The sequence below is a fragment of the uncultured Pseudoteredinibacter sp. genome (assembly GCF_947500695.1).
Lineage (GTDB): Bacteria > Pseudomonadota > Gammaproteobacteria > Pseudomonadales > Cellvibrionaceae > Pseudoteredinibacter.
This window is the reverse complement of the sequence record NZ_CANMSS010000007.1, coordinates 266,022-288,116: the sequence shown is the minus strand read 5'-3', so window position 1 is coordinate 288,116 and position 22,095 is coordinate 266,022. Positions and strand designations below refer to the sequence as shown.

General features: G+C 47.3%; 13 protein-coding genes and 1 tRNA gene. 3 read left to right on the top strand and 11 right to left on the bottom strand.

What is annotated here, in order from left to right:
* On the bottom strand, positions 1–5,588 hold a 5,588-nt coding region (locus Q1A08_RS14365), incomplete at its 3' end, for a retention module-containing protein (RefSeq protein ID WP_299774095.1).
* 708 nt (positions 5,589–6,296) lie between these two features.
* On the opposite strand from Q1A08_RS14365, the gene Q1A08_RS14360 reads away from it, so the two are divergent.
* The gene (locus tag Q1A08_RS14360) at positions 6,297–7,463 is read left to right on the top strand and encodes a MerR family transcriptional regulator (RefSeq protein WP_299774093.1); all 1,167 of its coding nucleotides are present in this window, start codon (positions 6,297–6,299) and stop codon (positions 7,461–7,463) included.
* 117 nt (positions 7,464–7,580) lie between these two features.
* Here Q1A08_RS14360 and Q1A08_RS14355 read toward each other — a convergent pair.
* From Q1A08_RS14355 to rlmE, 7 genes are all read right to left on the bottom strand, one after another.
* A tRNA-Leu gene (locus Q1A08_RS14355) sits at positions 7,581–7,667 on the bottom strand.
* A gap of 7 nt (positions 7,668–7,674) precedes the next feature.
* Positions 7,675–8,199 carry a preprotein translocase subunit SecG gene (gene secG, locus Q1A08_RS14350; protein ID WP_363323537.1) on the bottom strand — a complete coding sequence of 175 codons (525 nt, stop codon included), beginning with the start codon at positions 8,197–8,199 and terminating at the stop codon, positions 7,675–7,677.
* Positions 8,200–8,231: 32 nt separating this feature from the next.
* Complete coding sequence (gene tpiA / locus Q1A08_RS14345) at positions 8,232–8,969, bottom strand: triose-phosphate isomerase (RefSeq protein WP_299774092.1); 738 nt, start codon at positions 8,967–8,969, stop codon at positions 8,232–8,234.
* Between the two features lie 215 nt (positions 8,970–9,184).
* The gene (glmM, locus tag Q1A08_RS14340; protein ID WP_299774090.1) at positions 9,185–10,534 is read right to left on the bottom strand and encodes a phosphoglucosamine mutase; all 1,350 of its coding nucleotides are present in this window, start codon (positions 10,532–10,534) and stop codon (positions 9,185–9,187) included.
* Positions 10,535–10,646: 112 nt separating this feature from the next.
* On the bottom strand, positions 10,647–11,507 hold the full coding sequence (gene folP / locus Q1A08_RS14335) for a dihydropteroate synthase (RefSeq protein WP_299774088.1): 861 nt from the start codon (positions 11,505–11,507) through the stop codon (positions 10,647–10,649).
* A 92-nt stretch (positions 11,508–11,599) separates the two neighbouring features.
* A complete protein-coding gene (gene ftsH, locus Q1A08_RS14330) occupies positions 11,600–13,519 on the bottom strand; it encodes an ATP-dependent zinc metalloprotease FtsH (protein WP_299774101.1) in 1,920 nt (639 codons plus the stop codon).
* Between the two features lie 336 nt (positions 13,520–13,855).
* Complete coding sequence (gene rlmE, locus Q1A08_RS14325) at positions 13,856–14,488, bottom strand: 23S rRNA (uridine(2552)-2'-O)-methyltransferase RlmE (RefSeq protein ID WP_299774086.1); 633 nt, start codon at positions 14,486–14,488, stop codon at positions 13,856–13,858.
* Between the two features lie 247 nt (positions 14,489–14,735).
* On the opposite strand from rlmE, the gene yhbY reads away from it, so the two are divergent.
* Together yhbY and Q1A08_RS14315 are read left to right on the top strand one after the other, a co-directional pair.
* Entirely contained in the window at positions 14,736–15,041 is a 306-nt protein-coding gene (gene yhbY / locus Q1A08_RS14320) for a ribosome assembly RNA-binding protein YhbY (RefSeq protein ID WP_299774084.1), read from the top strand.
* Between the two features lie 385 nt (positions 15,042–15,426).
* Positions 15,427–16,710 carry an MFS transporter gene (locus Q1A08_RS14315; protein WP_299774081.1) on the top strand — a complete coding sequence of 428 codons (1,284 nt, stop codon included), beginning with the start codon at positions 15,427–15,429 and terminating at the stop codon, positions 16,708–16,710.
* Between the two features lie 60 nt (positions 16,711–16,770).
* Here the strand turns inward: Q1A08_RS14315 and greA are convergent, their stop codons facing one another.
* The 3 genes from greA to carA all read right to left on the bottom strand — a co-directional run bounded on the left by greA (position 16,771) and on the right by carA (position 21,879).
* Positions 16,771–17,250: a transcription elongation factor GreA gene (gene greA, locus Q1A08_RS14310; protein WP_299774079.1), complete on the bottom strand. Its 480-nt coding sequence runs from the start codon at positions 17,248–17,250 to the stop codon at positions 16,771–16,773.
* Between the two features lie 216 nt (positions 17,251–17,466).
* Positions 17,467–20,688, bottom strand: coding sequence for a carbamoyl-phosphate synthase large subunit (gene carB / locus Q1A08_RS14305; protein ID WP_299774077.1), 3,222 nt, complete (start codon positions 20,686–20,688; stop codon positions 17,467–17,469).
* Positions 20,689–20,733: 45 nt separating this feature from the next.
* Positions 20,734–21,879 carry a glutamine-hydrolyzing carbamoyl-phosphate synthase small subunit gene (carA, locus tag Q1A08_RS14300; RefSeq protein WP_299774075.1) on the bottom strand — a complete coding sequence of 382 codons (1,146 nt, stop codon included), beginning with the start codon at positions 21,877–21,879 and terminating at the stop codon, positions 20,734–20,736.
* Positions 21,880–22,095 lie beyond the last annotated feature (216 nt).

Sequence of the window (22,095 nt, the reverse complement as noted above, 5' to 3'; positions counted from 1 at the left end):
TCAACAGTCACATCACCTGTGCCGATATTCGGTTGCCCTACATTTACCGTCGGCTCATTGGTGTCGTTAATAGTGCCCGTAGCGTTATCACTAACATCCGTGCCGTTGCTATTTAAATCTGCAGTGAGCGTAAAGGTTTCGGAATTCTCATCTAGATCATCAACAAGCGTATTAGTACGAACATCAAGAGTTTGATTACCACCATTGGTTAACGTGATTTCACCATTAGCCGGAACATCAATCCAAGTAGTCGTACCCGCTTCACGATATTGGAAATCACCACTGTTGTAATCCAGCGGGCTGTTCGCGCTGCCATCGGCAAGTGAAAGCGTTAAAGTCGAACCTGCAGCGGCATTACCAACTACCACACCAAAGACAGTATCTTGGCCTTCGTCAACAGTCACATCACCAGTGCCGATATTCGGCTGCCCTACATTTACCGTCGGCTCATTGGTATCGTTAATCGTGCCGGTAGCCGTATCGCTAACATCCGTGCCGTTACTGTTTAAATCTGCTGTAAGGGTAAAGGTTTCGGAATTCTCGTCGAGATCATCAACAAGTGTGTTAGTGCGAACATCGAGTGTTTGATTCCCACCATTGGTTAACGTGATCCCGCCATTAGCCGGAACATCAATCCAAGTAGTCGAGCCCGCTTCACGATATTGGAAATCACCACTGTTGTAATCCAGCGGACTGTTCGCACTGCCATCGGTAAGTGAAAGCGTTAAGGTCGCACCTGCCGCGGCATTCCCAACTACCACACCAAAGACCGTATCTTGGCCTTCATCAACAGTCACATCACCTGTGCCGATATTCGGCTGCCCTACATTTACCGTCGGCTCATTGGTATCGTTAATCGTGCCGGTAGCCGTATCGCTAACATCCGTGCCGTTACTGTATAAATCGGCTGTAAGGGTAAAGGTTTCGAAATTCTCGTCGAGATCATCAACAAGTGTGTTAGTGCGAACATCGAGTGTTTGATTCCCACCGTTGGTTAAAGTGATCTCGCCATTGGCGGGAACATCAATCCAAGTGGTAGATCCTGCTTCACGATACTGGAAGTCACCACTGTTGTAATCCAGCGGACTGTTCGCACTGCCATCGGTAAGTGAAAGCGTTAAAGTCGAACCTGCCGCGGCATTCCCAACTACCACACCAAAGACCGTATCTTGGCCTTCATCAACAGTCACATCACCTGTGCCGATATTCGGCTGCCCTACATTTACCGTCGGCTCATTGGTGTCGTTAATAGTGCCGGTAGCGTTATCACTAACATCAGTACCGTTACTATTCAGATCCGCAGTTAAGGTAAATGTCTCGGAGTTTTCATCAAGATCATCGACCAATGTATTCGTGCGAACATCTAAGGTTTGATTACCACCATTGGTTAACGTGATTTCACCATTAGCCGGAACATCAATCCAAGTAGTCGTACCCGCTTCACGATATTGGAAATCACCACTGTTGTAATCCAGCGGGCTGTTCGCGCTGCCATCGGCAAGTGAAAGCGTTAAAGTCGAACCTGCAGCGGCATTACCAACTACCACACCAAAGACAGTATCTTGGCCTTCGTCAACAGTCACATCACCAGTGCCGGTATTGGGCTGGCCGACATTAACCGAAGGTGCGTTAGTATCGCGAATAAATCCGTTTCCAGCATCGCTAACATCGGTGCCGTTACTATTTAAGTCAGCGTTTAAAATAAATTGCTCTGTAGGCTCATCAAAAGTGTCCGTTAAAGTATTGGTGCGAACATCAAGAGTTTGATTACCTCCATTGCTCAAGGTGATCTCACCGTTAGCTGGGACGTCTATCCAAGTCGTAGTTCCTGCTTCGCGATATTGGAAATCACCACTATTGTAATCCAGCGGACTGTTCGCGCTACCATCTATAAGAGATAAGGTCAGCGTAGAGCCTGCTGCAGCATTGCCAACCACGACACCGAAAACCGCATCTTGCCCTTCATCAACGGTAACATCCCCCGTACCCGTATTGGGTTGCCCTACATTTACGGTCGGCTCATTTTGATCAAGGATAAAACCATTACCACTATCACTGACATTACTTGTATTACTGCTGAGATCAGCAGTCAGCGTAAACTGCTCTGTAACTTCATCCAAAGAATCGGCCACAGTATTAGTACGAACATCTAAAGTTTGATTACCGCCGTTGCTTAAAGTGATCAGACCGTTGGCCGGAACGTCAATCCAAGTTGTAGTGCCCGCCTCACGATATTGAAAATCACCTGTGTTGTAATCCAAAGGACTGTTTGCACTACCATCGCTGAGACTTAGCGTAACCGTTGCACCGATAGCCGCATTCCCAATAAGCACACCAAAGATCGCATCCTCACCCTCGTTTACAGTGACGTCACCTGTGCCAGTATTGATTTGGCCGACATTAATTGTCGGCGTATTGGTATCAACAATAAACCCCTGCGCTGAGTCATTGCTCAGGGCTCCATTGCTATTGAGCTCAGCCGAAAAACTGAGATTTTCTAAATTTTCGTCGAGGCTATCAACTACCGTATTGGTTTGAACAAATACAGTTTGGTTGCCGCCAGCAGCCAAGGTAATCACGCCATTTGCAGGAACATCTTGCCAAGGATCACTTATAGATAAGCGATACTGATACAAGCCAGTATTAAAATCGATACCTTGCACAGCGGCATCAGGGCCACTGCCATCGCTCAACTGCAAAGTTACGCTGCTATTGACCGCTGAATTTTGCACATTGACTTGAAACTGTAGGTTAGTTCCTTCGTTTACGGTTTGCCCTGAAACTGCAATATTAGCCTGATCGCCATCAAGAATAGTTGCCTGCGCGCTACGATCAACAACATCACCGCCGCTGCTTAAGCTCACATTTAAATCAAACAGCTCGTTGTTTTCATCTAGATTGTCTATGACCGTATCAGTGCGCAACAAAATGAGTGGACTACCACCGGAGGGCAGATCAACATCACCACTTGCCGGTAACGCCGTCCAGTTAAGTCCGTTATCTAAACTGTACTCAATCAATCCAGCTTGATAATCAAAAGGGGCGTTTGCTCCATCCGGACCAGCTCCATCTTGCAAGCCTAAGTTGATAACACTGCCGGGTTCAGCATTACTTACCTGAATAGAAAATACCGCATCATCGCCTTCATTGACGAAAATATCCTCAACAGTAACGTTAACTTGATAATTCACACTGACTTGAGCACTGGCTGACAAGCCATCATCATCATTTACCGTATAAGTAATTGGATCTGGGTTATCGATGAACCCTACTTCTGGTGTAAAGCTTATTTCTCCAGCTGGAGTTACTTGCCAAGTACCTTGACCGGTCACACCCAGAGTTTTCCCATCACCCGGCGCACCATTAATCACTACCGTAGAAGGAATTAAAGTTCCATCAGGGTCGCTGTCATTTGATAAAACCGACACCACAACAGTACTACCCGGCACGGCACTGCTGACGATATCTGAATTTGCAATAGGAGGTACAAGAGGGTCAATTACCGTGAGATTTAAAGTCGAGTCGACTTCATTTAAACCGTCACTCACGGTATAACTAATAGGTGGAACGGCTCCGTCAAATGTTGGTACGGGCGTAAATATATAAGCGCCATCTGCGGCTATCGTAATGGCGCCAATTCCCGCGATGGTAGCCGTGTCGCCCGCGGCATATTCTGTGGTATCACCTGGAATAGTAAAGCCTTGCACGATCGCATCTTCTGGGCCATCAGGGTTTGCACTATTATCTAAAACATTGCCTGCTATGGTTGCACCCTGCAGACCACTCACGGTTTCATCAGCGTCAGCCAAAGTATTCGCCGCATCAACATTGATCGTTAGCGTCGCGCTATTGGCGCTGCCATCAGCATCACTCAACAGGTAAGTAAAGACATCCTCACCAAAAACTCCTGGGTTTGCCGTATAAGTGTAACTCCCGTCGGCCTGTAAAATCAGAGTGCCTTTATCACTAACTAAGGGTACGGCTACCCCGCCGCTTTCGACTGCTTGATCACCGACAGCCACTGACTGAATAAAACCCGGATCATCAGCACCAACAATATCAGCCACACCATCAGTATCGTTGGCATCCCCTGCAGGGATATCAACAGCACTTAGAACATTACCTGTTGCTTGCAAGGTTTCATCAATACTGTCTTCTTGAGAATTTGCGATTGGTTCATCGTCAATAATTCGAATGATTAAATCATCCGTGACATCATCAAGAGCGTTACCATCAGCATCGCTTACAACAACAGAAAACACTTCCGAAACCGGACCTGCGCTGTGATCTACGGCATCACTTAAAGTGTAGCTGTAATTAATTTCTGTACTGCTAACACTGTTAATTTGCAGCACACCAAAACTACCAGTAATTGTGGTGGCCTGTTGCACACCATCAAGCGCCACAGCTACACCAGCGATAGTAACCGTAGCTTGGCCGTCACCTTCAAAATAGCTGATGACACCACTGGCCTGCTCACGCCCATCGCTATTATTTGTGCCGTCGCCATCAGCTAACTCACCGGTACCATCGCTTAGGCCAGCTTCAAAAACTGCTGTGCCTTGCGCATTTGCCAACGCGTTACCTTCTGGGGTATCTGGATTATCGGAGGGCGGAAGTTGCAAATCTGGAGTAGCATCGATTTGGATGGTCAAGGTGGCACTGGAAAGATCATCATCATTATCGACGATTGTATAAGTGAATACGTCTTCACCTGTTGCGGTGCGATTAGGCGTGTAACTATAACTGCCGTCACTATTTAATAGCAGAACACCTTTATCGGAGCTGACACTGACACCAACACCAAAGCCACCACTTAGATCCGTTTGCGTATCACCGCTTGCAACACCGACAACAATAATGTCGGCAAAGCCATTTGCACCAGAATCATCGATGACACCGTCAAGCGTATTCGCATCACCGCCTGTATCTATTCCGGTAACGACATTACCCGTTGCGATAGTTAAGCTACTAACTTGATCTATATCGTCCTGCGCTTCAGGTGCGGTATCCGTAATATCATTTTCGGGCTGCTGGTTATCAAGTCCATTTCCAAAGGTACCCGTTTCAAAACCTGCATTGGGAAGAGTCTCGTCACCGGTTAAGGTAAAACGCACACCGGTTCCCGCCGAGCTACCATTTCCGCCTCCACCGGCGCCTGGAGCACCACCTGCAGCTGTAGCTGGTAGAAGCTCCTCTAGATTAAGGCCTTGCTCTAAGCCTTCTTCCAGTTTTGCAAAATCTATATCTTCTTCTGTTTCTTCCGCGACTTGCTGTACATTATCGCTTTGCAGCATTCGTAGCATTGCCGCATCGATTTTGGCACTCTGCTCATGCCCAAGCGTCAATAAGGAACCGTTTGCGAAGCGAATAACAACCGCGGCATCCATACCGGTTTGAATGCTGTCACCGAGAGAAATGGCATCGCCATTATTGAGTAGCGCCGATGGCCCTTCTCCACCTCGCTGAATAGAAACTTCACCTTTTACACCTATAACTACGGCATCTTCAGATGCAGTGTAATTGCTGTCGGTGCTATTGGTAGACGCACCCCAAAGGTTTGTGTTGTTACTATCATTACCAGCCATGTCCAAGTCCTGTAGTCCTGGGAGCAATATCCATCGCTCAAGTCATAATTCGCCAAAGCGTTTAATCGCCTTGGATGAATAAACTCATGGTCTCTAAGCAGGGTTTCCCTGCCGTGTTGGGATACAACAAGCACCTATTCAATATTCGATATCCATGGCCACTCAAAATGAAAGGCTAAAACAGACTCAAATAACGCATTGATATATCTACGGGCTGATTCTCAACATTCCCCTTAATATTTTTATTAATTAATTATTTAGTTAGATCTTTCTATTGATTTTAGGCCAAAAGATGCAACCCTTCTCATTCTTTGTTTTGAGAATAATCTCACAAGGAATACCACTATTTTGATAACGGCATCACAAAATTTATTTGACGCCAATACCTTTGATATGGAAGCAAGTTTTAAATATTTATTGGCTAATCACCTAAATTTTTTAAAAACACCTTTAAAATCAACATAGCCATGAGTTATATGGCGTCCTAAATATCGCAGCAATAGAGCTTTAAGCGACTTTAATTGACAAGTCCTCTATCGATAAAGCAAAGGCAAATGTGAAGTGGTTTCCCGTAAAAAGGTGATCAGGGCTTTGAAACAAAGCGACGAATGGTATGACACCAAACCTATGAGATCTTCAATTGCGCGACTTGACCTGTCTATAGCTATACAGTTTAAGATGGTTTCTTTTCTTATTAGGGGCATGGGAATGCATCAAATATCCGATGTTGCAAAACGCCTTGGAGTCTCTCGAAGCACTCTACTCTATTACGAAAAAATAGGGCTTATTAGCGCCAAGCGGCTCGACAATAATTACCGAAGCTATAGCGAACACGATATAGAAAAGCTCATCTTTATACTGCAATTGAAAAATTCGGGATTATCACTACAAGAGTCGCTAGATACATTTGAACAAAAGCTGAGACCTGATCTATTGCAAGAAAAACTCGATCAACTGGATGAAGACATTGCTAAAAAACAGCAGGCGCGAGAGCTACTCGCAGCGTTAATCGGCCAACAAAGCTTACGGGATTTTCACATCCAATCTGAAACCAAATCCCCAAGGGCACACCAAGAATGGCTGCAATCACAGGGTTTAAACAGCAAAGACAGCCAAAGGCTGCGCTGGTTATCGAAAGACATAAATCAACATGAGAGCTATATGAGCGAATTTAATGACATTTTTAACTCACTAGAACGCTGGGCCCCGGGTTCAAAAAATGAAACCTTAGCCGCATTAAAATTAGTTTCAGACAATATTAAATCCATATTGGAAATAGGCTGCGGCCACGGTGTTGCCACACTTCCATTGGCCCAACATAGTAACGCCTCCATTACCGCCATCGACAATGAAGCAAGTGCGCTAGACTATTTAGCATCAAAAATTGCCGATAAAAAACAGCAAGACAAAATTCAACTTCTAAATGCCGATATGTCGGAGCTACCATTTAAGGAAGAACGCTTCGATCTTATCTGGTCCGAAGGAAGCGCTTATATCATGGGTTTCGAGAACGCCCTTCGTTACTGGAAAGGTTTTTTAAATCCAGGAGCATTTATTGTAATTAGCGAATTAATTTGGAGCACAGACACAGCCTCAGACAAAGCGAGAGAATACTGGGGCTGCAATTATCCAGACATGCAGGATAGAGCCTCAAGACTAGTGCAAGCCGACAAATTAGGACTAAAACTTATCGACGATTTTTCTTTAAGCGATCAAGCTTGGGATAATTATTATAAGCCATTAAAAGCGGCTATCGATAAAAGCCGAAGCAAGCTTGGTCAATCTGAAGTTTTAAATGATATTGACGATGAGATCGCTATTGCAGAAATGCGTGATAGCGAATTTGATTATCAGTTTTTTATTTTTCAGCTGTAAGAACTGTAACGATAAAGCGACCTCAGTTTCTTTACTCAGGCGACAAAAAGCAGGCACAAAAAAGCCCCGACTAGCGGGGCTTTTTTATTAAGTTCGCGAGGATATCGAACTTTGATTTGGTGCCTAAGGCGGGACTTGAACCCGCACGAGCGTTAGCTCACCACCCCCTCAAGATGGCGTGTCTACCAATTCCACCACTTAGGCTAAAAACTTATTGAGGCTTGTTTTCCTCAACTTTTTGCTCAGCAGCTTCTACAGCCTCCGCAGCATTCTCTTGTAAGTCTTGAGCGGCGGCTTCGGCAGATTCAGCAGCTTGATCTAATACAGCATTTGCGGCATCGCTAATGTCGTTGGCTGCAGCTTCAGTAGTAGCGGCAGCCTCATCAGCAACATCTTGCAAGCTAGGCAAATCGGAATCAGAGATTTCGTCGCTAGCGGCTGCAGGAACATCAGACTCTGGCTCAATCTGTAAAGTAGGAATACCTTCATCAACGCTTACACCAGCATTTTGCTTAGCAACAATAGCCAAACCAAAGCTGGTTACGAAAAATACAGTAGCCAAAATAGCCGTGGCGCGGGTAAAGAAGTTACCGCCACCAGAACTACCAAATACGGTTTGTGAAGCACCGCCACCAAAGGAAGCACCAGCTTCAGCACCTTTACCTTGCTGCAGCAAGATAAGGCCAATAATGCCTAGTGCTGTCAGCATGTGTACGATCAGAATAATCTTATCCATATTACGCTCTTGCGTTTCTTGTTTGTGAGTTTCTAGCGAACTGCTGCTTTAGCAATCGCTAAAAAGTCGTCAGCCTTGAGTGAGGCACCGCCTACCAAAGCACCGTCGATATCGGGCTTGGTAAATAATTCGCCGGCATTATCGGGTTTGACACTGCCGCCGTATAAAATCTGTACTGTCTGCGCCACATCGCCCAACTGAGAGCGAATAAAGGCGTGAACTTCTTGCGCTTGCTCTGGGCTAGCACTTAAACCGGTACCAATCGCCCAAACGGGCTCATAGGCCACTACGGTATTGCTCATAGCCTCTAGGCCTAAATGGTTTATCACGGTCGTTAATTGACGTTCGATAACCGCTAGAGTTTCGCCAGCCTCACGCTCTGCCTGGCTTTCGCCAATGCACAATACCGGCACTAGGCCAGCCTTTAAGGCGGCAGCACATTTACGCGCTACAAGCTCATCGCTTTCGGTATGATATTGGCGACGTTCAGAGTGTCCCAAAATCACATATTGGCAACCTAGCTCACGCAACATTGCAGGAGCAATCTCGCCGGTGTAGGCACCACTTTCATGTTCACTCATATCTTGGCCACCCCAAGCGACATCACTACCGTTTAGCACCACTTGGCACTGGGGTAGGTAAATAGCGGGAGGGCAAACACCTAAAGAGACTTTACTGGCATCCCAGTTGCGCAAACCTTTCAGCAATTCGGCATTGGCGGGAATTGACCCGTTCATTTTCCAATTACCTAGCACTAGGGGTTTTGCCATAGCGTCTTCTTAGCCTGATTCCATGATTAAAAGTGATCGATTTTATGCAGCGAAAGCCATAGCTTTGCCATGCTGCCCAAAAGCGGGCGCCAATGGTATATGAGTGCAGCGAAACTTGCAAACAAAACAAGGGCTTAATGGTATTATTTGAGCAGCCTCCAGGAGGCTGCCAAATGACAGTACGAAGCCTTGTATTAAGGCTTAAAAAGCCGGGCTTAGGCGACTTCTTTTTCTACCACCTGAGCTAATTCTTGCGCCAATTCAGAAACCAACTGGCTATCTTCACCTTCAGCCATCACCCGAATCACAGGCTCAGTGCCCGAAGGGCGCAATAAAACACGGCCACGGCCATCCATTGCAGTCTCAGCGGCGGCAATAGCTTTTTGAATCGGTTGGTTTTCGGCCAAATCAATCTGGCGGTTACGGCGCACATTGATCATGGTTTGCGGAAGCTTTTTCATGCCGTTTTTAAGTTCATGCAAGGTTTTACCCTGCTCCACCACGGCAAGTAAAACTTGCAAGGCCGCTACAATACCGTCACCGGTTGTGGTGACATCACTGCATACGATATGACCGGAGGACTCTCCGCCAAGCAGCCATTGATTCTTCTTCATGGCTTCGATCACATAGCGATCACCCACCTTGGCACGCACAAAGGGAACGCCCATATCTTTTAGGGCCAGCTCAAAACCAAAGTTACTCATCAAGGTGCCTACAACACCATTGCAACCGTGCTCACCGGCCGCACGGTGGGCCGCAATAATATAAAGCAGCTCATCGCCATCAATAACATCACCATGGCCATCAACAAACAGTACCCGATCACCATCACCATCAAAGGCAATGCCCAAATCTGCACCGGTCTCGACTACTTTATCGCGTAGCATTTCAGGGTGAGTAGAACCGCAACCACGGTTAATGTTTAAACCATCAGGTTCAACGGCAATGCTAATGACTTTTGCGCCGAGCTCTTGGAATACTGCTGGCGCAACATGGTAGGTAGCTCCATTGGCGCAATCCAATACGATGGTCATGCCCTGCAAGCTAAAGCCCCAAGGCATAGTGCCTTTACAGAATTCCACATAGCGACCGGCCGCATCTGAAATACGTATTGCCTTGCCCAGTTTGCCATCGGTGGTCACCATAGGCTTATCAATTTCAGCCTCAATCGCTAGCTCAATTTCATCACTAAGCTTAGTGCCCTGACGGCTGAAAAACTTAATGCCGTTATCATAGTAAGGGTTATGAGAAGCACTGATCACAATACCTGCAGTGGCCTGAAAAGTACGGGTTAGATAAGCAATGGCCGGCGTCGGCATTGGTCCCAACAAACCCACATCGATACCCGCGTTAATCAGACCAGCCTCTAAGGCTGATTCAAACATATAGCCAGAGATACGGGTGTCTTTACCAATTAAGATTTGATTACGTCCGCCAGAAGCCTTGATGCTTTCCGCCAAGGCGCGTCCAGCCGCCCAACCTAATTTTAAAACAAAGTCTGGAGTGATTGGCTGCTCACCAACCTTGCCACGAATACCATCGGTACCAAAATACTGTCTACTCATAATTCACCCCCATCCTGGTTTTTATTTTCCCTGTTCTCTTTGAACGCTAATTGAATTTATAAAAGTCTTGTTAACTTACAAAATCTAATCATCTAGAAAGCCACATCTCGGCCTATTGCATATGGCCGGCATCAATCTGCCAATACAGTTCCAAGATATCTCGACTAGCTGCCACATCGTGCACCCGTAAAATAGCCGCCCCCTGCTGCAAGGCCAGCATGGCGACACCAAGGCTTCCCGCCAGACGCTGACCAACAGAGCGACCCAATAAACCCTGCAACATAGACTTGCGTGACAGCCCAGCCAACACTGGGTGGCCCATCGCCTTAAATGCCGACATCTGGCGCAATAGCTCTACATTATGCTCTAGGGTCTTACCAAAGCCAAAGCCTGGATCGAGAATGATTTGAGCTCTATCAACACCCGCTGCAACACAGGCATCGATGCGCGCAGATAAAAAGGCTTTTACTTCGCTAAGTACATTGTCATATTGCGGCTTATCTTGCATAGAATCGGGCTGCCCCTGCATATGCATTAAACACACAGGTAATTTTAACTCCGCCGCCATCTCGGCTGCGCCCTCGCGCTTTAAAGCGCGAACATCGTTGATCAAACCTGCGCCTACGGCCGCAGCTTCTTTCATTAAAGCTGCACTACTGCTATCGACAGAAATAATGACATCGAGCTCTTTAGCGATGCGCTCAACAACGGGCACAACACGATCCATTTCTTCTTGCGCACTCACCTTGGCCGCACCAGGGCGGGTCGACTCTCCACCCACATCGATAATGCTAGCGCCGTCTTTTTGCATTTGTCCTGCACGCTGCAAGGCTAGATCCAAATCGAGGTTGCCCTGCTGATAGCTATTGCCACCATCAGAAAAGGAATCAGGAGTGGTATTTAAAATACCCATGATTTTAGGTTTTTGCAGATCCAGCAATTTGCCGGCGCAGTTAAGGACAGGGTGAGACATGGCAGAGTCACTCAAATGTGATGAGCTTTAAAACAAAAATGGCCGCAGTGTCAGACAACTCTGTCACTGCGGCCATAAATACTACAAAACGATTAGCTTTCGTTTGCTGGACCACCAATCGGGCCGGCTGGCTTATCGTCTTTTTCGTCGCTAGCTTTCGAATCAGAGTCGTCTGATTTGATATGACTATTAAAATCGCTATCATCCCAATCACGAGGCGGGCGTACTTTGCGACGATTCATCAGGTCTTCTACCTGCTCGGAATCAATGGTCTCGTATTCCATCAAGGCATCTTTCATAGCCTCTAGAATATCGCGATTATCATCCAGTAGTTCTTCAGCTACCTTATAACGATCGTCAATAATGCTACGCACTTCTTCGTCGATCACTTTTGAGGTGGCGCCAGAATAGTTCGGTGCTGACATACCAGGGTACTGACCTTCGTCTTCTCCATAAGCTAGCGGCCCCAGCTTTTCAGACAAACCCCACTTCATCACCATACCGCGAGCAATCTTGGTTGCACGATCGATATCACTAGAAGCACCTGTGGAAACCGCATCCGCACCACCGGTCATTTCTTCAGCAATACGACCACCGTACAAGGTGGAAATCTGACCCAATAAATAACGACGGCTGTGACTGTACTTATCATCTTCTGGCAAGAACTGGGTAACACCCAGGGCGCCACCACGAGGAATAATCGTCACCTTATGCACAGGGTCGTGCTCTGGCATTAAGTAACCGACAATCGCGTGACCCGCTTCGTGATAAGCTGTCATAATCTTATCGTCTTCGCTCATCACCATGGACTTACGCTCAGCGCCCATCATGATTTTATCGCGCGCTTTTTCAAAATCTTCCATGCTCACCGTACGCTTATTCGCACGAGCAGCAAACAATGCGGCTTCGTTGACCAAGTTCATCAAGTCAGCACCGGAAAAGCCAGGAGTACCACGGGCAATCACCGAAGCTTTTACCGCATCGTCCATAGGCACTTTACGCATATGCACTTTAAGGATTTGCTCACGACCACGAATATCTGGCAAACCAACGTGTACCTGACGGTCGAAACGACCAGGACGCATTAAGGCTTTATCCAACACATCGGCTCGGTTGGTAGCGGCCATAACGATCACGCCTTCATTACCTTCGAAGCCGTCCATCTCAACCAACAACTGGTTTAGAGTTTGCTCGCGCTCATCGTGACCACCGCCATGACCGCCGCCACGATGACGACCTACCGCATCAATCTCATCAATAAAGATAATGCATGGCGCCTGCTTCTTAGCCTGATCGAACATATCACGGACACGGCTAGCACCCACACCGACAAACATTTCTACGAAGTCGGAACCAGAGATGGAAAAGAATGGCACCTTGGCTTCACCGGCAATGGCTTTCGCCAATAGGGTTTTACCTGTACCTGGAGGGCCCGCCATCAAAACACCGCGAGGGATTTGACCACCTAAGCGCTGGAATTTAGAAGGATCGCGTAGATACTCAACCAGCTCTTGTACTTCTTCTTTAGCTTCATCAACACCTGCAACATCGGCGAAGGTGGTTTTAACCTGATCTTCACCCAGTAGGCGCGCCTTGCTCTTACCGAAGCTCATTGGGCCACCACGGCCACCAGCGCCACCTTGCATCTGGCGCATAAAGAACATGAAGATCACGAGAATAATAAGAATCGGGAAGCTGGCAACCAGCAGCTGCTGCCAAATACTTGGCTTTTCAGGCAGCTTGCCTTCAACCTGTACCTTATGATTGTACAGATCATCCATTAACTTGCCGTCTTGAACTTGCGGACGAACCACTTGGAAGGTAGAGCCATCTCGGCGCTCACCCATAATGATAAGGCCGTCGACCACAACTTTTTGAACCTGTCCCGAGCGAACCTCGGCAATAAAGTCAGAGTAAACCAGTGGCTTTTGCTTGGTCTGACCATTGATGTTTTGGAACACGGCAAACAACACTGCTGCTATGACCAACCACAATACTAGGTTTTTCGACATATCGTTCAAAGCGATTTCCTCTTGGCGCCAGCTGATCTAAAAGCCGGCCTACTACGTTGACCTGAATAGGGTAAAACCTAGCCCATATACAGGTTGGGTGAGCCATTGTAGCCCTATTTTTGCCTTACAGCGCACATAGATAGCACGCTTTAGCGGTTCTTTACAGTCTAATTAGACAAGGCTGCGCAATTTTCAGACGCCTTGTTTGCAACGCCTTATCTATTGCCATCAAACCATAATATGTATGACAACAGTTTCGCCTATTTTGTTTAAAGGGTGATATCTTTGCCTAGGTCTGCGCATTCAAACAAACAATAGCAAAGCGACCTATTAAATTTAGCCCTTAAACTGCTTTGCGACCAGATAAACTTCTCTTGAGCGCGCTCTAGAGGCATCTGGCTTTCGGGTCAGAACCTTCTTAAAGCTACTGCGACTATCGGCCAGCAGCTCGTCAAAACCTTCCCCTTGAAATACCTTAGCGACAAATACCCCGCCTGGCTTTAATACTTGGCGGGCCATGTCCAACGCCAACTCCACTAAATACATGGATCTGGGCTGATCTACGTCGGCCATACCAGACATATTGGGGGCCATATCTGAAATTACAAGGTCTGCTTGGGCGCCGCCCATAAGATCCATCAACTCGTTGAATACCGATTCTTCGGTAAAGTCGCCTTGTATGAATTCGACACCCGCCATGCCATCCATCGGCAAGATATCTGATGCAAATACCCTTCCCTTGCTATCGCCACTGGCATTTACGCGTTCTGCGGCCACCTGACTCCACCCACCAGGAGCTGCCCCCAGATCGACAACCGTCATTCCTGTGCGAAACAATTTATCCTTTTCATCCAACTCAATCAGCTTATAGCTAGCGCGCGAACGATAGCCATCCTGCTGAGATTGCTTAACATATTGATCGTTAAAGTGTTCTTGCAGCCAGCGGCCACTACTTTTGGAACGAGCCAAGGGAATTACCTCAGTGTTGGCCTATCGCCAGATATCGACAGAGCCCTAAAATTAAAGACATCAGCGCGCATGGCGGGTAGAATACGCCACCTTTTTAAGGCTTTGGCGAATTATTAACCAAGGCTGATGTGTAACAAGCACCCTATTTGCGTAAGCCCAAATCTTTGGGCCCATACTCATTTTACGCCGCTTTTTGACCCTATTAGCCAAGCGGATCACGCAAAGGGAAAAACCTAGAGACTATTGTATGACGTTAAGTGCAGATCGCAAAAAACAATATCGCAGTTTAGGCCATAGTCTAAAGCCTGTAGTGACCGTTGCCGGTAACGGCCTCAGTGAAAACGTAATGATGGAGCTGGACCGCGCATTGGAAGATCACGAATTGATCAAGGTAAAACTGGTTGTGGCCGATCGTGACCTACGTAAGCAAGTGATCGAAGAAGTATGCCAGCAATCGCGCAGCGAGCTAGTTCAAGAGATTGGTAAAGTGGCGCTAATTTATCGCGCTGCAAAGAAGCCTAATGCCAAGCTGTCTAATATTTCTCGCGTGTAAACCTGTACAAACTGGGTCAGAGCCCTATCGGCTCTGACCCACTCGAAGTCGTGAGCTTTAATTCCTAGTTAAGATATCGGGGCACAAATAAGCAAACGCCTGCGTAGCACCCGCCCCCAAACTTCTTTAGGTTTATTGCCGACTTAAACATCTCGGCTTCGAGAGGGGTCAGAACCCTTGGGTTCTGACCCCGGCTTTCGCCAGCTCTACAAATACTCCATTCACCGCATCTATAAACCAGCATCACCTATTAAAAGTGTAAAGCCGTTTCAAATATGCGGGATAACCCTTACACTCGATGAAAATATAATAACGAGTGGCACAGAACTGAGTACTTTTCCAAGCTAACTCAGCGAATCTTTGCTGCGGTGACCAAGGTATATTTATGTCGAACCCTACTGCGTCCAACCCCGCTGCGAGCTCTGGCCGCTGGCCCCACTACACTTTAGTACTACTCAGTATTGTCTACGTTTTTAACTTTATCGATCGACAGATCTTGGTGATTTTGCAAGAATCGATTAAGGCCGACATGGGCTTGTCGGATTCCCAGCTGGGTTTAATGACTGGCTTCACCTTTGCCATCTTCTATGTATCTGCAGGCATCCCCATCGCTCGCTGGGCTGATCGCTCCAACCGCCGCAATATTGTTTCTTGGGCGATTGCCATATGGAGCGGCATGACCGCACTTTCTGGTTTAGCGCAAAACTTCTGGCAAATGCTGCTCGCCAGAATTGGCGTAGGTATCGGCGAAGCGGGTGGCAGTCCCCCGGCACATTCAATGATTTCCGATATTTATCCTGCTCATCAACGTGGTACAGCGTTAGCATTTTATACTGCAGCAATCTATGTTGGGATCATGGTGGGTTATTTGGTAGGCGGCTGGGTCGATCAAAACTACGGCTGGCGTATAGCCTTCTTTGTCGTAGGAATTCCTGGAATATTCGTTGCCCTATTGGTTCGCTATAGCATCAAAGAGCCGCCACGCGGGCAACACGACAATGCGCCAGTGGGTGATAGCGTTAGTCTTAAAGAAACGCTGAAGACGCTCAAATCCATGCGTTCTTTTGTTTTTCTTGCCGTTGGCTCAGGACTAGCCTCCTTCTCAAGTTACGGCTCAGGCAACTTTATGCCAAGCTTTCTATTCCGCTCACACGGCATGGAGCCAGCCGACATCGGCATACTGCTAGCATTCGGTGCAGGCATCGGTGGTGGTATCGGTGCATTTTTCGCCGGCTGGTTCGCCGACAGAATCGGCAAAGAAAATAAACGTTGGTATGCCTGGATCGCCTGCATCGGTCAGATTTTTGCGATACCGCTGGGCCTACTTGCGCTGTACTCGGACAACATGACCCTTATTGCTCTTGGCATTGGCGGCTCAACATTCTTCGGCATCTGGTATCTCGGGCCTGTATTAGCGATGGCTCAAACCCTAGTTGCACCCAATATGCGCGCCATGACTTCGGCCATTTTGTTTTTTATTTTGAACCTGATTGGCCTAGGTGGCGGACCATTAGTTGCCGGCATTATGAGTGATATGCTCGCTAGCACGTATGGCACAGAATCACTGCGCTACTCTTTAACGGTCATGGCCTTTAGTAGTGTCTTCGCAGCTCTCTTCTTTTGGATGGGGGCTAAGTATTTGATGGAAGATCTGAAAAAGCAAAGCTAAAAATTAGCAACAAAAAAGCCGGCAATTATGCCGGCTTTTTTGTTGCTAACGCAGAATCGATTAAATGTGTTTCACCACATCAATTTCAAACTCTATTTCACCGCCAGGTGTTTGGACGACAACCTCATCGCCTTCTGACTTACCAACCAACGCTCTAGCAATTGGTGAGTTAACAGAGATTTTATTGGCTTTGACATCTGACTCATCATCACCAACGATTTGATAAGTCACGGTATCGTCGGTATCAAGATTAATCAGATCAACTGTCGTGCCAAAAATAACCTTGCCAGAATGAGGAATCTTCGTTACGTCGATAATTTGTGCGTTAGAAAGCTTGCCTTCGATATCCTGAATACGCCCTTCACAAAAACCCTGCTGCTCTCGTGCGGCATGATATTCTGCGTTTTCCTTCAAGTCACCATGCTCTCGTGCTTCAGCGATGGCCTGGACAATACGTGGGCGATCTACCTTTTTAAGGCGCTCCAACTCATCACGCAGTGCATCGGCGCCAGCTTGGGTCATAGGTACTTTATCTAACATAGTAAAATCCATTCTCTCGCGATAATCTTGCGAGGCCTTTTGTCTTTTTTCTAATTCCCTTGGCAACCCCAAAGTAGTCACCAAGACTTTCTCAAATAACGGCCTAAAATATTTATGAGGCCTAAAACGAAAAATGTAAGATTAAGCTGCAAGGCCACTAGCCTCGCAACTTACATCTTACATTATTCAAGGGTGTTGCCTTAAAAAGAGTCCGTATTAACCAGTAATTCGAGCATGCAGTTCTTGTACAGAACGCACTTTGTGCTCATCGGCGAATTCAAGCGCTACCGCCACCGCTTCGGCTGAAGCCAAAGTAGTAGTGTAGTACACGCCGTGCTGCTCAGCACTACGGCGAATCGAAGCTGAATCCTTAATCGCCTGCTTGCCTTCAGTAGTATTCACTACCATGGCAATTTCATCGTTCTTAATAGCATCAACGATGTGCGGACGACCTTCCTCAACTTTATTCACTAATTCAACGCTGATACCAGCATCTTCCAGTACTTTCGCTGTGCCACGAGTCGCAACCAATTCGAAGCCTAGCTTCTGCAGATCACGACCAACAGATACCACACCACCTTTATCGAAATCGCGTACACTGATAAACACCTTTCCAGAAGTCGGGATGGCATCACCAGCGCCCATTTGAGACTTACTATAAGCCTCGGCAAAGGTATCAGCAACACCCATGACTTCGCCGGTAGACTTCATCTCTGGGCCTAGAATCGGATCAACCGTAGGGAATTTGTTAAATGGGAATACCGCTTCTTTCACACTGTAGTAATCTGGAACGATTTCTTCGGTGAAACCCTGCTCCTCTAGGGTCATGCCTGCCTGACAGCGAGCAGCAACTTTGGCCAAAGAAGTACCAATACACTTAGAAACAAATGGCACAGTTCGTGACGCGCGAGGGTTAACCTCGATCACATAGATTTTGCCATCTTGGTAGGCCAGCTGAGTATTCATCAATCCGATAACACCCAATTCCAAGGCCATTTTCTTAACTTGCTCGCGCATGAGATCTTGTACATCTGCTGGCAAATTATACGGCGGCAATGAACAAGCCGAGTCACCAGAGTGAACACCACACTGTTCGATGTGCTGCATGATTGCACCGATGACTACTTGCTTACCATCACTCACAGCATCGATATCAACTTCGATAGCGGAGTTTAAGAAGTGATCTAGCAATACAGGTGCATCTTCAGAAACCTGTACGGCCTCACGCATATAAGTGCGCAATTCATTTTCGTTATAAACGATTTCCATAGCGCGACCACCCAATACATAAGATGGACGAACAACTAGCGGATAACCAACATTTTCGGCTTCACGTACTGCTTCTTCAGTAGAGCGAACAATGGCGTTAGAAGGCTGCAATAAGCCCAAGCGCTCGATCATTTGCTGGAAGCGCTCACGGTCTTCAGCACGGTCAATCGCTTCTGGGGCGGTACCAATAATTGGCACGCCGGCCGACTCTAGAGCGCGTGCTAATTTCAACGGCGTCTGCCCACCGAACTGAACAATCACACCTTCAGGCTGCTCTTTATGAACAATTTCTAATACATCTTCTAAAGTTACCGGCTCAAAATACAAGCGATCAGAAGTATCGTAATCGGTGGATACAGTTTCAGGGTTACAATTCACCATAATGGTTTCGTAGCCATCTTCGCGCATAGCTAAGGCGGCATGCACACAACAGTAATCGAACTCAATACCTTGACCAATACGGTTCGGACCACCGCCCAACACCATTATTTTACGCTTATCGCTTGGCTGAGACTCACACTCTTCTTCATAAGTAGAGTACATATAAGCGGTAGAAGTAGAAAATTCTGCAGCGCAGGTATCAACACGCTTGTAAACTGGGTGGATACCTAAGCTGTGGCGATGCGCTCTAACTTTACGCTGACTCACACCGAGCAAGTCAGATAAACGCAAATCGGAGAAGCCTTTGCGCTTTAAGCGGAACATTAAATCAGCATCGATATCGGAAAAGGGCATCGACTGTAAGGCTATTTCGGTATCGATAATGTCTTTAATCTGTACCAAGAACCACGGATCAATCGCTGATACTTCATAAACTTCATCCACGGACATACCTGCACGGAAAGCATCACCCACAAACCAAATGCGCTCAGCGCCTGGTGTAGATAGATCACGGCGAATTTTGCTCATGGCATCTTCCGCACTTAGATCAACTTTCGCTTCAAAACCTGCAGAATCTACTTCTAAGCCACGCAGTGCTTTTTGCATGGACTCCTGAAAAGTACGACCAATTGCCATCACCTCACCCACCGATTTCATCTGGGTGGTTAGGCGCGCATCGGCATCACCGAACTTTTCAAAAGTGAAGCGAGGTATTTTAGTAACTACATAATCAATCGATGGCTCGAAAGATGCTGGCGTTGCACCACCGGTAATATCGTTTTGCAGCTCATCTAGGGTGTAGCCAACCGCTAATTTAGCGGCCACTTTCGCAATTGGGAAACCAGTGGCTTTTGAAGCCAAGGCAGAAGAGCGAGATACACGCGGGTTCATTTCGATAACCACTAAACGGCCATCTTCGGGGTTTACCGCAAACTGTACGTTAGAACCGCCGGTTTCAACACCAATCTCGCGCAATACCGCAACCGATGCATTACGCATGATTTGCAGTTCTTTATCGGTTAGGGTCTGAGCCGGAGCAACAGTAATGGAGTCACCCGTGTGAACACCCATTGGATCGAAGTTTTCGATGGAGCAAATGATAATACAGTTATCATTTTTATCGCGTACCACTTCCATCTCATACTCTTTCCAGCCGAGTAGAGACTCGTCGATCAACAACTCATTGGTTGGTGAAAGATCTAAGCCGCGCGCACAAATTTCTTCGAACTCTTCCCAGTTGTAAGCAATACCACCACCGGAGCCACCCATCGTAAATGACGGGCGAATAATCACGGGGAATCCAAACATCTCTGGAACTTTTTTGGCTTCATCCATTGAGTGAACAATTTCAGCGCGCGCACATTCAAGGCCGATTTTTTTCATCGCCTTGTCGAAAAGGTCGCGATCTTCAGCTTTATGAATGGCCTCTTGCTTCGCGCCGATTAACTCAACGCCGTATTTTTCCAATACGCCATTATCGTGCAGCGCTAGAGCACAGTTCAGTGCGGTCTGACCACCCATGGTGGGCAGTACTGCATCGGGGCGCTCTTTCTCAATAATTTTGGCAACCGTTTCCCAAGTAATTGGCTCGATATAGGTGGCATCAGCCATAGCCGGATCGGTCATAATGGTAGCCGGGTTCGAGTTTACCAAGATAACTCGATAACCCTCTTCACGCAGGGCTTTACAAGCCTGGGCGCCAGAGTAGTCAAATTCACAGGCCTGACCAATAACGATGGGGCCAGCACCAATAATCAGAATACTTTCAATGTCGGTTCTTTTTGGCATCTTTCTTCTTACCTAAGTAATAGCGTTCTAGCTTAAGCAGACCCTTTATTGGGCGGCTTCCATCAATTCAATAAAGTGGTCAAACAATGGCGCTGCATCGTGCGGGCCAGGGCTCGCCTCAGGGTGACCCTGGAAGCTGAATGCCGGCTTATCGGTGCGGTGAATGCCCTGTAAGGTGCCATCAAACAATGATTTGTGAGTCGCACGAAGATTTGCAGGCAAGCTGTCTTCGTCAACGGCGAAACCGTGGTTTTGACTGGTAATTAATACCGTCTGATCATCGATGTTTTGTACAGGGTGGTTACCGCCGTGATGGCCATGGCCCATTTTCACCGTCTTAGCACCAGAGGCCAAAGCCAGTAGCTGATGACCTAAGCAGATGCCAAATACTGGAACTTCAGTCTGTAGAATTTCCTGGATGGCTTCGATGGCATAATCACATGGCTCTGGATCACCTGGGCCATTAGAAAGGAACACACCATCTGGATTCATCGCCAAAACGTCGCTAGCTGGCGTTTTAGCCGGTACCACGGTTAGATCACAACCGCGATCAGCCAGCATACGGAGAATATTGCGTTTCACACCGTAATCATAAGCCACAACTTTAAAGCGCTTCTCAGTCTGCTCAACATGGCCTTTACCCAACTGCCAGCTGCCTTCATTCCAAGCATAGCTTTCAACTGTGGTCACCTCTTTGGCGAGATCCAAGCCCTTCAAACCAGAGAAGTCTTTGGCGGCGGCTAAGGCAGCTTCTTCATTAAGCTCGCCCGCCATAATGCAGCCTTTCAAGGAACCCTTGTCGCGCAACAAGCGAGTCAAGCGACGAGTATCGATATCGGCAATACCTAGAATATTGTGGCGTTCAAGGTAAGCATCCAAATCTTCTTCTTTACGGAAATTAGAGGCCAGCAAAGGTAGGTCGCGAATCACTAGGCCAGTCGCCCAAATTTTGTCGCACTCTTCGTCTTCTTTAGTTACACCTACACTACCAATATGAGGGTAAGTTAAAGTAACGATTTGCTTAGCGTAGGAAGGATCGGTAAGGATCTCTTGGTAGCCCGTGATAGCAGTGTTAAACACCACCTCACCGACTGCTTGTCCATCAGCGCCAATGGCACTGCCGCGAAAGATACTGCCATCTTCTAAAACAAGAATGGCGGGCCGAGAATTATTGCGCAATAAAGGGCTCATTAAACAGGCAGCCTCCAGTAGGGGGTAATCACATAGCTCAGCAATCAACCAAGAGCGCAGCAACCTTCACTGAGTACCACTAATCGCCAATTTGTTAGTAATCACTAGACCGAGGGCTAGCGCTGCGCATCCTTGGGTGCACAGTGAGTGGCGCGAGCCACTGTCTTACAAACATGACGTGAAATGTGGTTTTTTGCCTGGCGTAAGTCGCAAAAA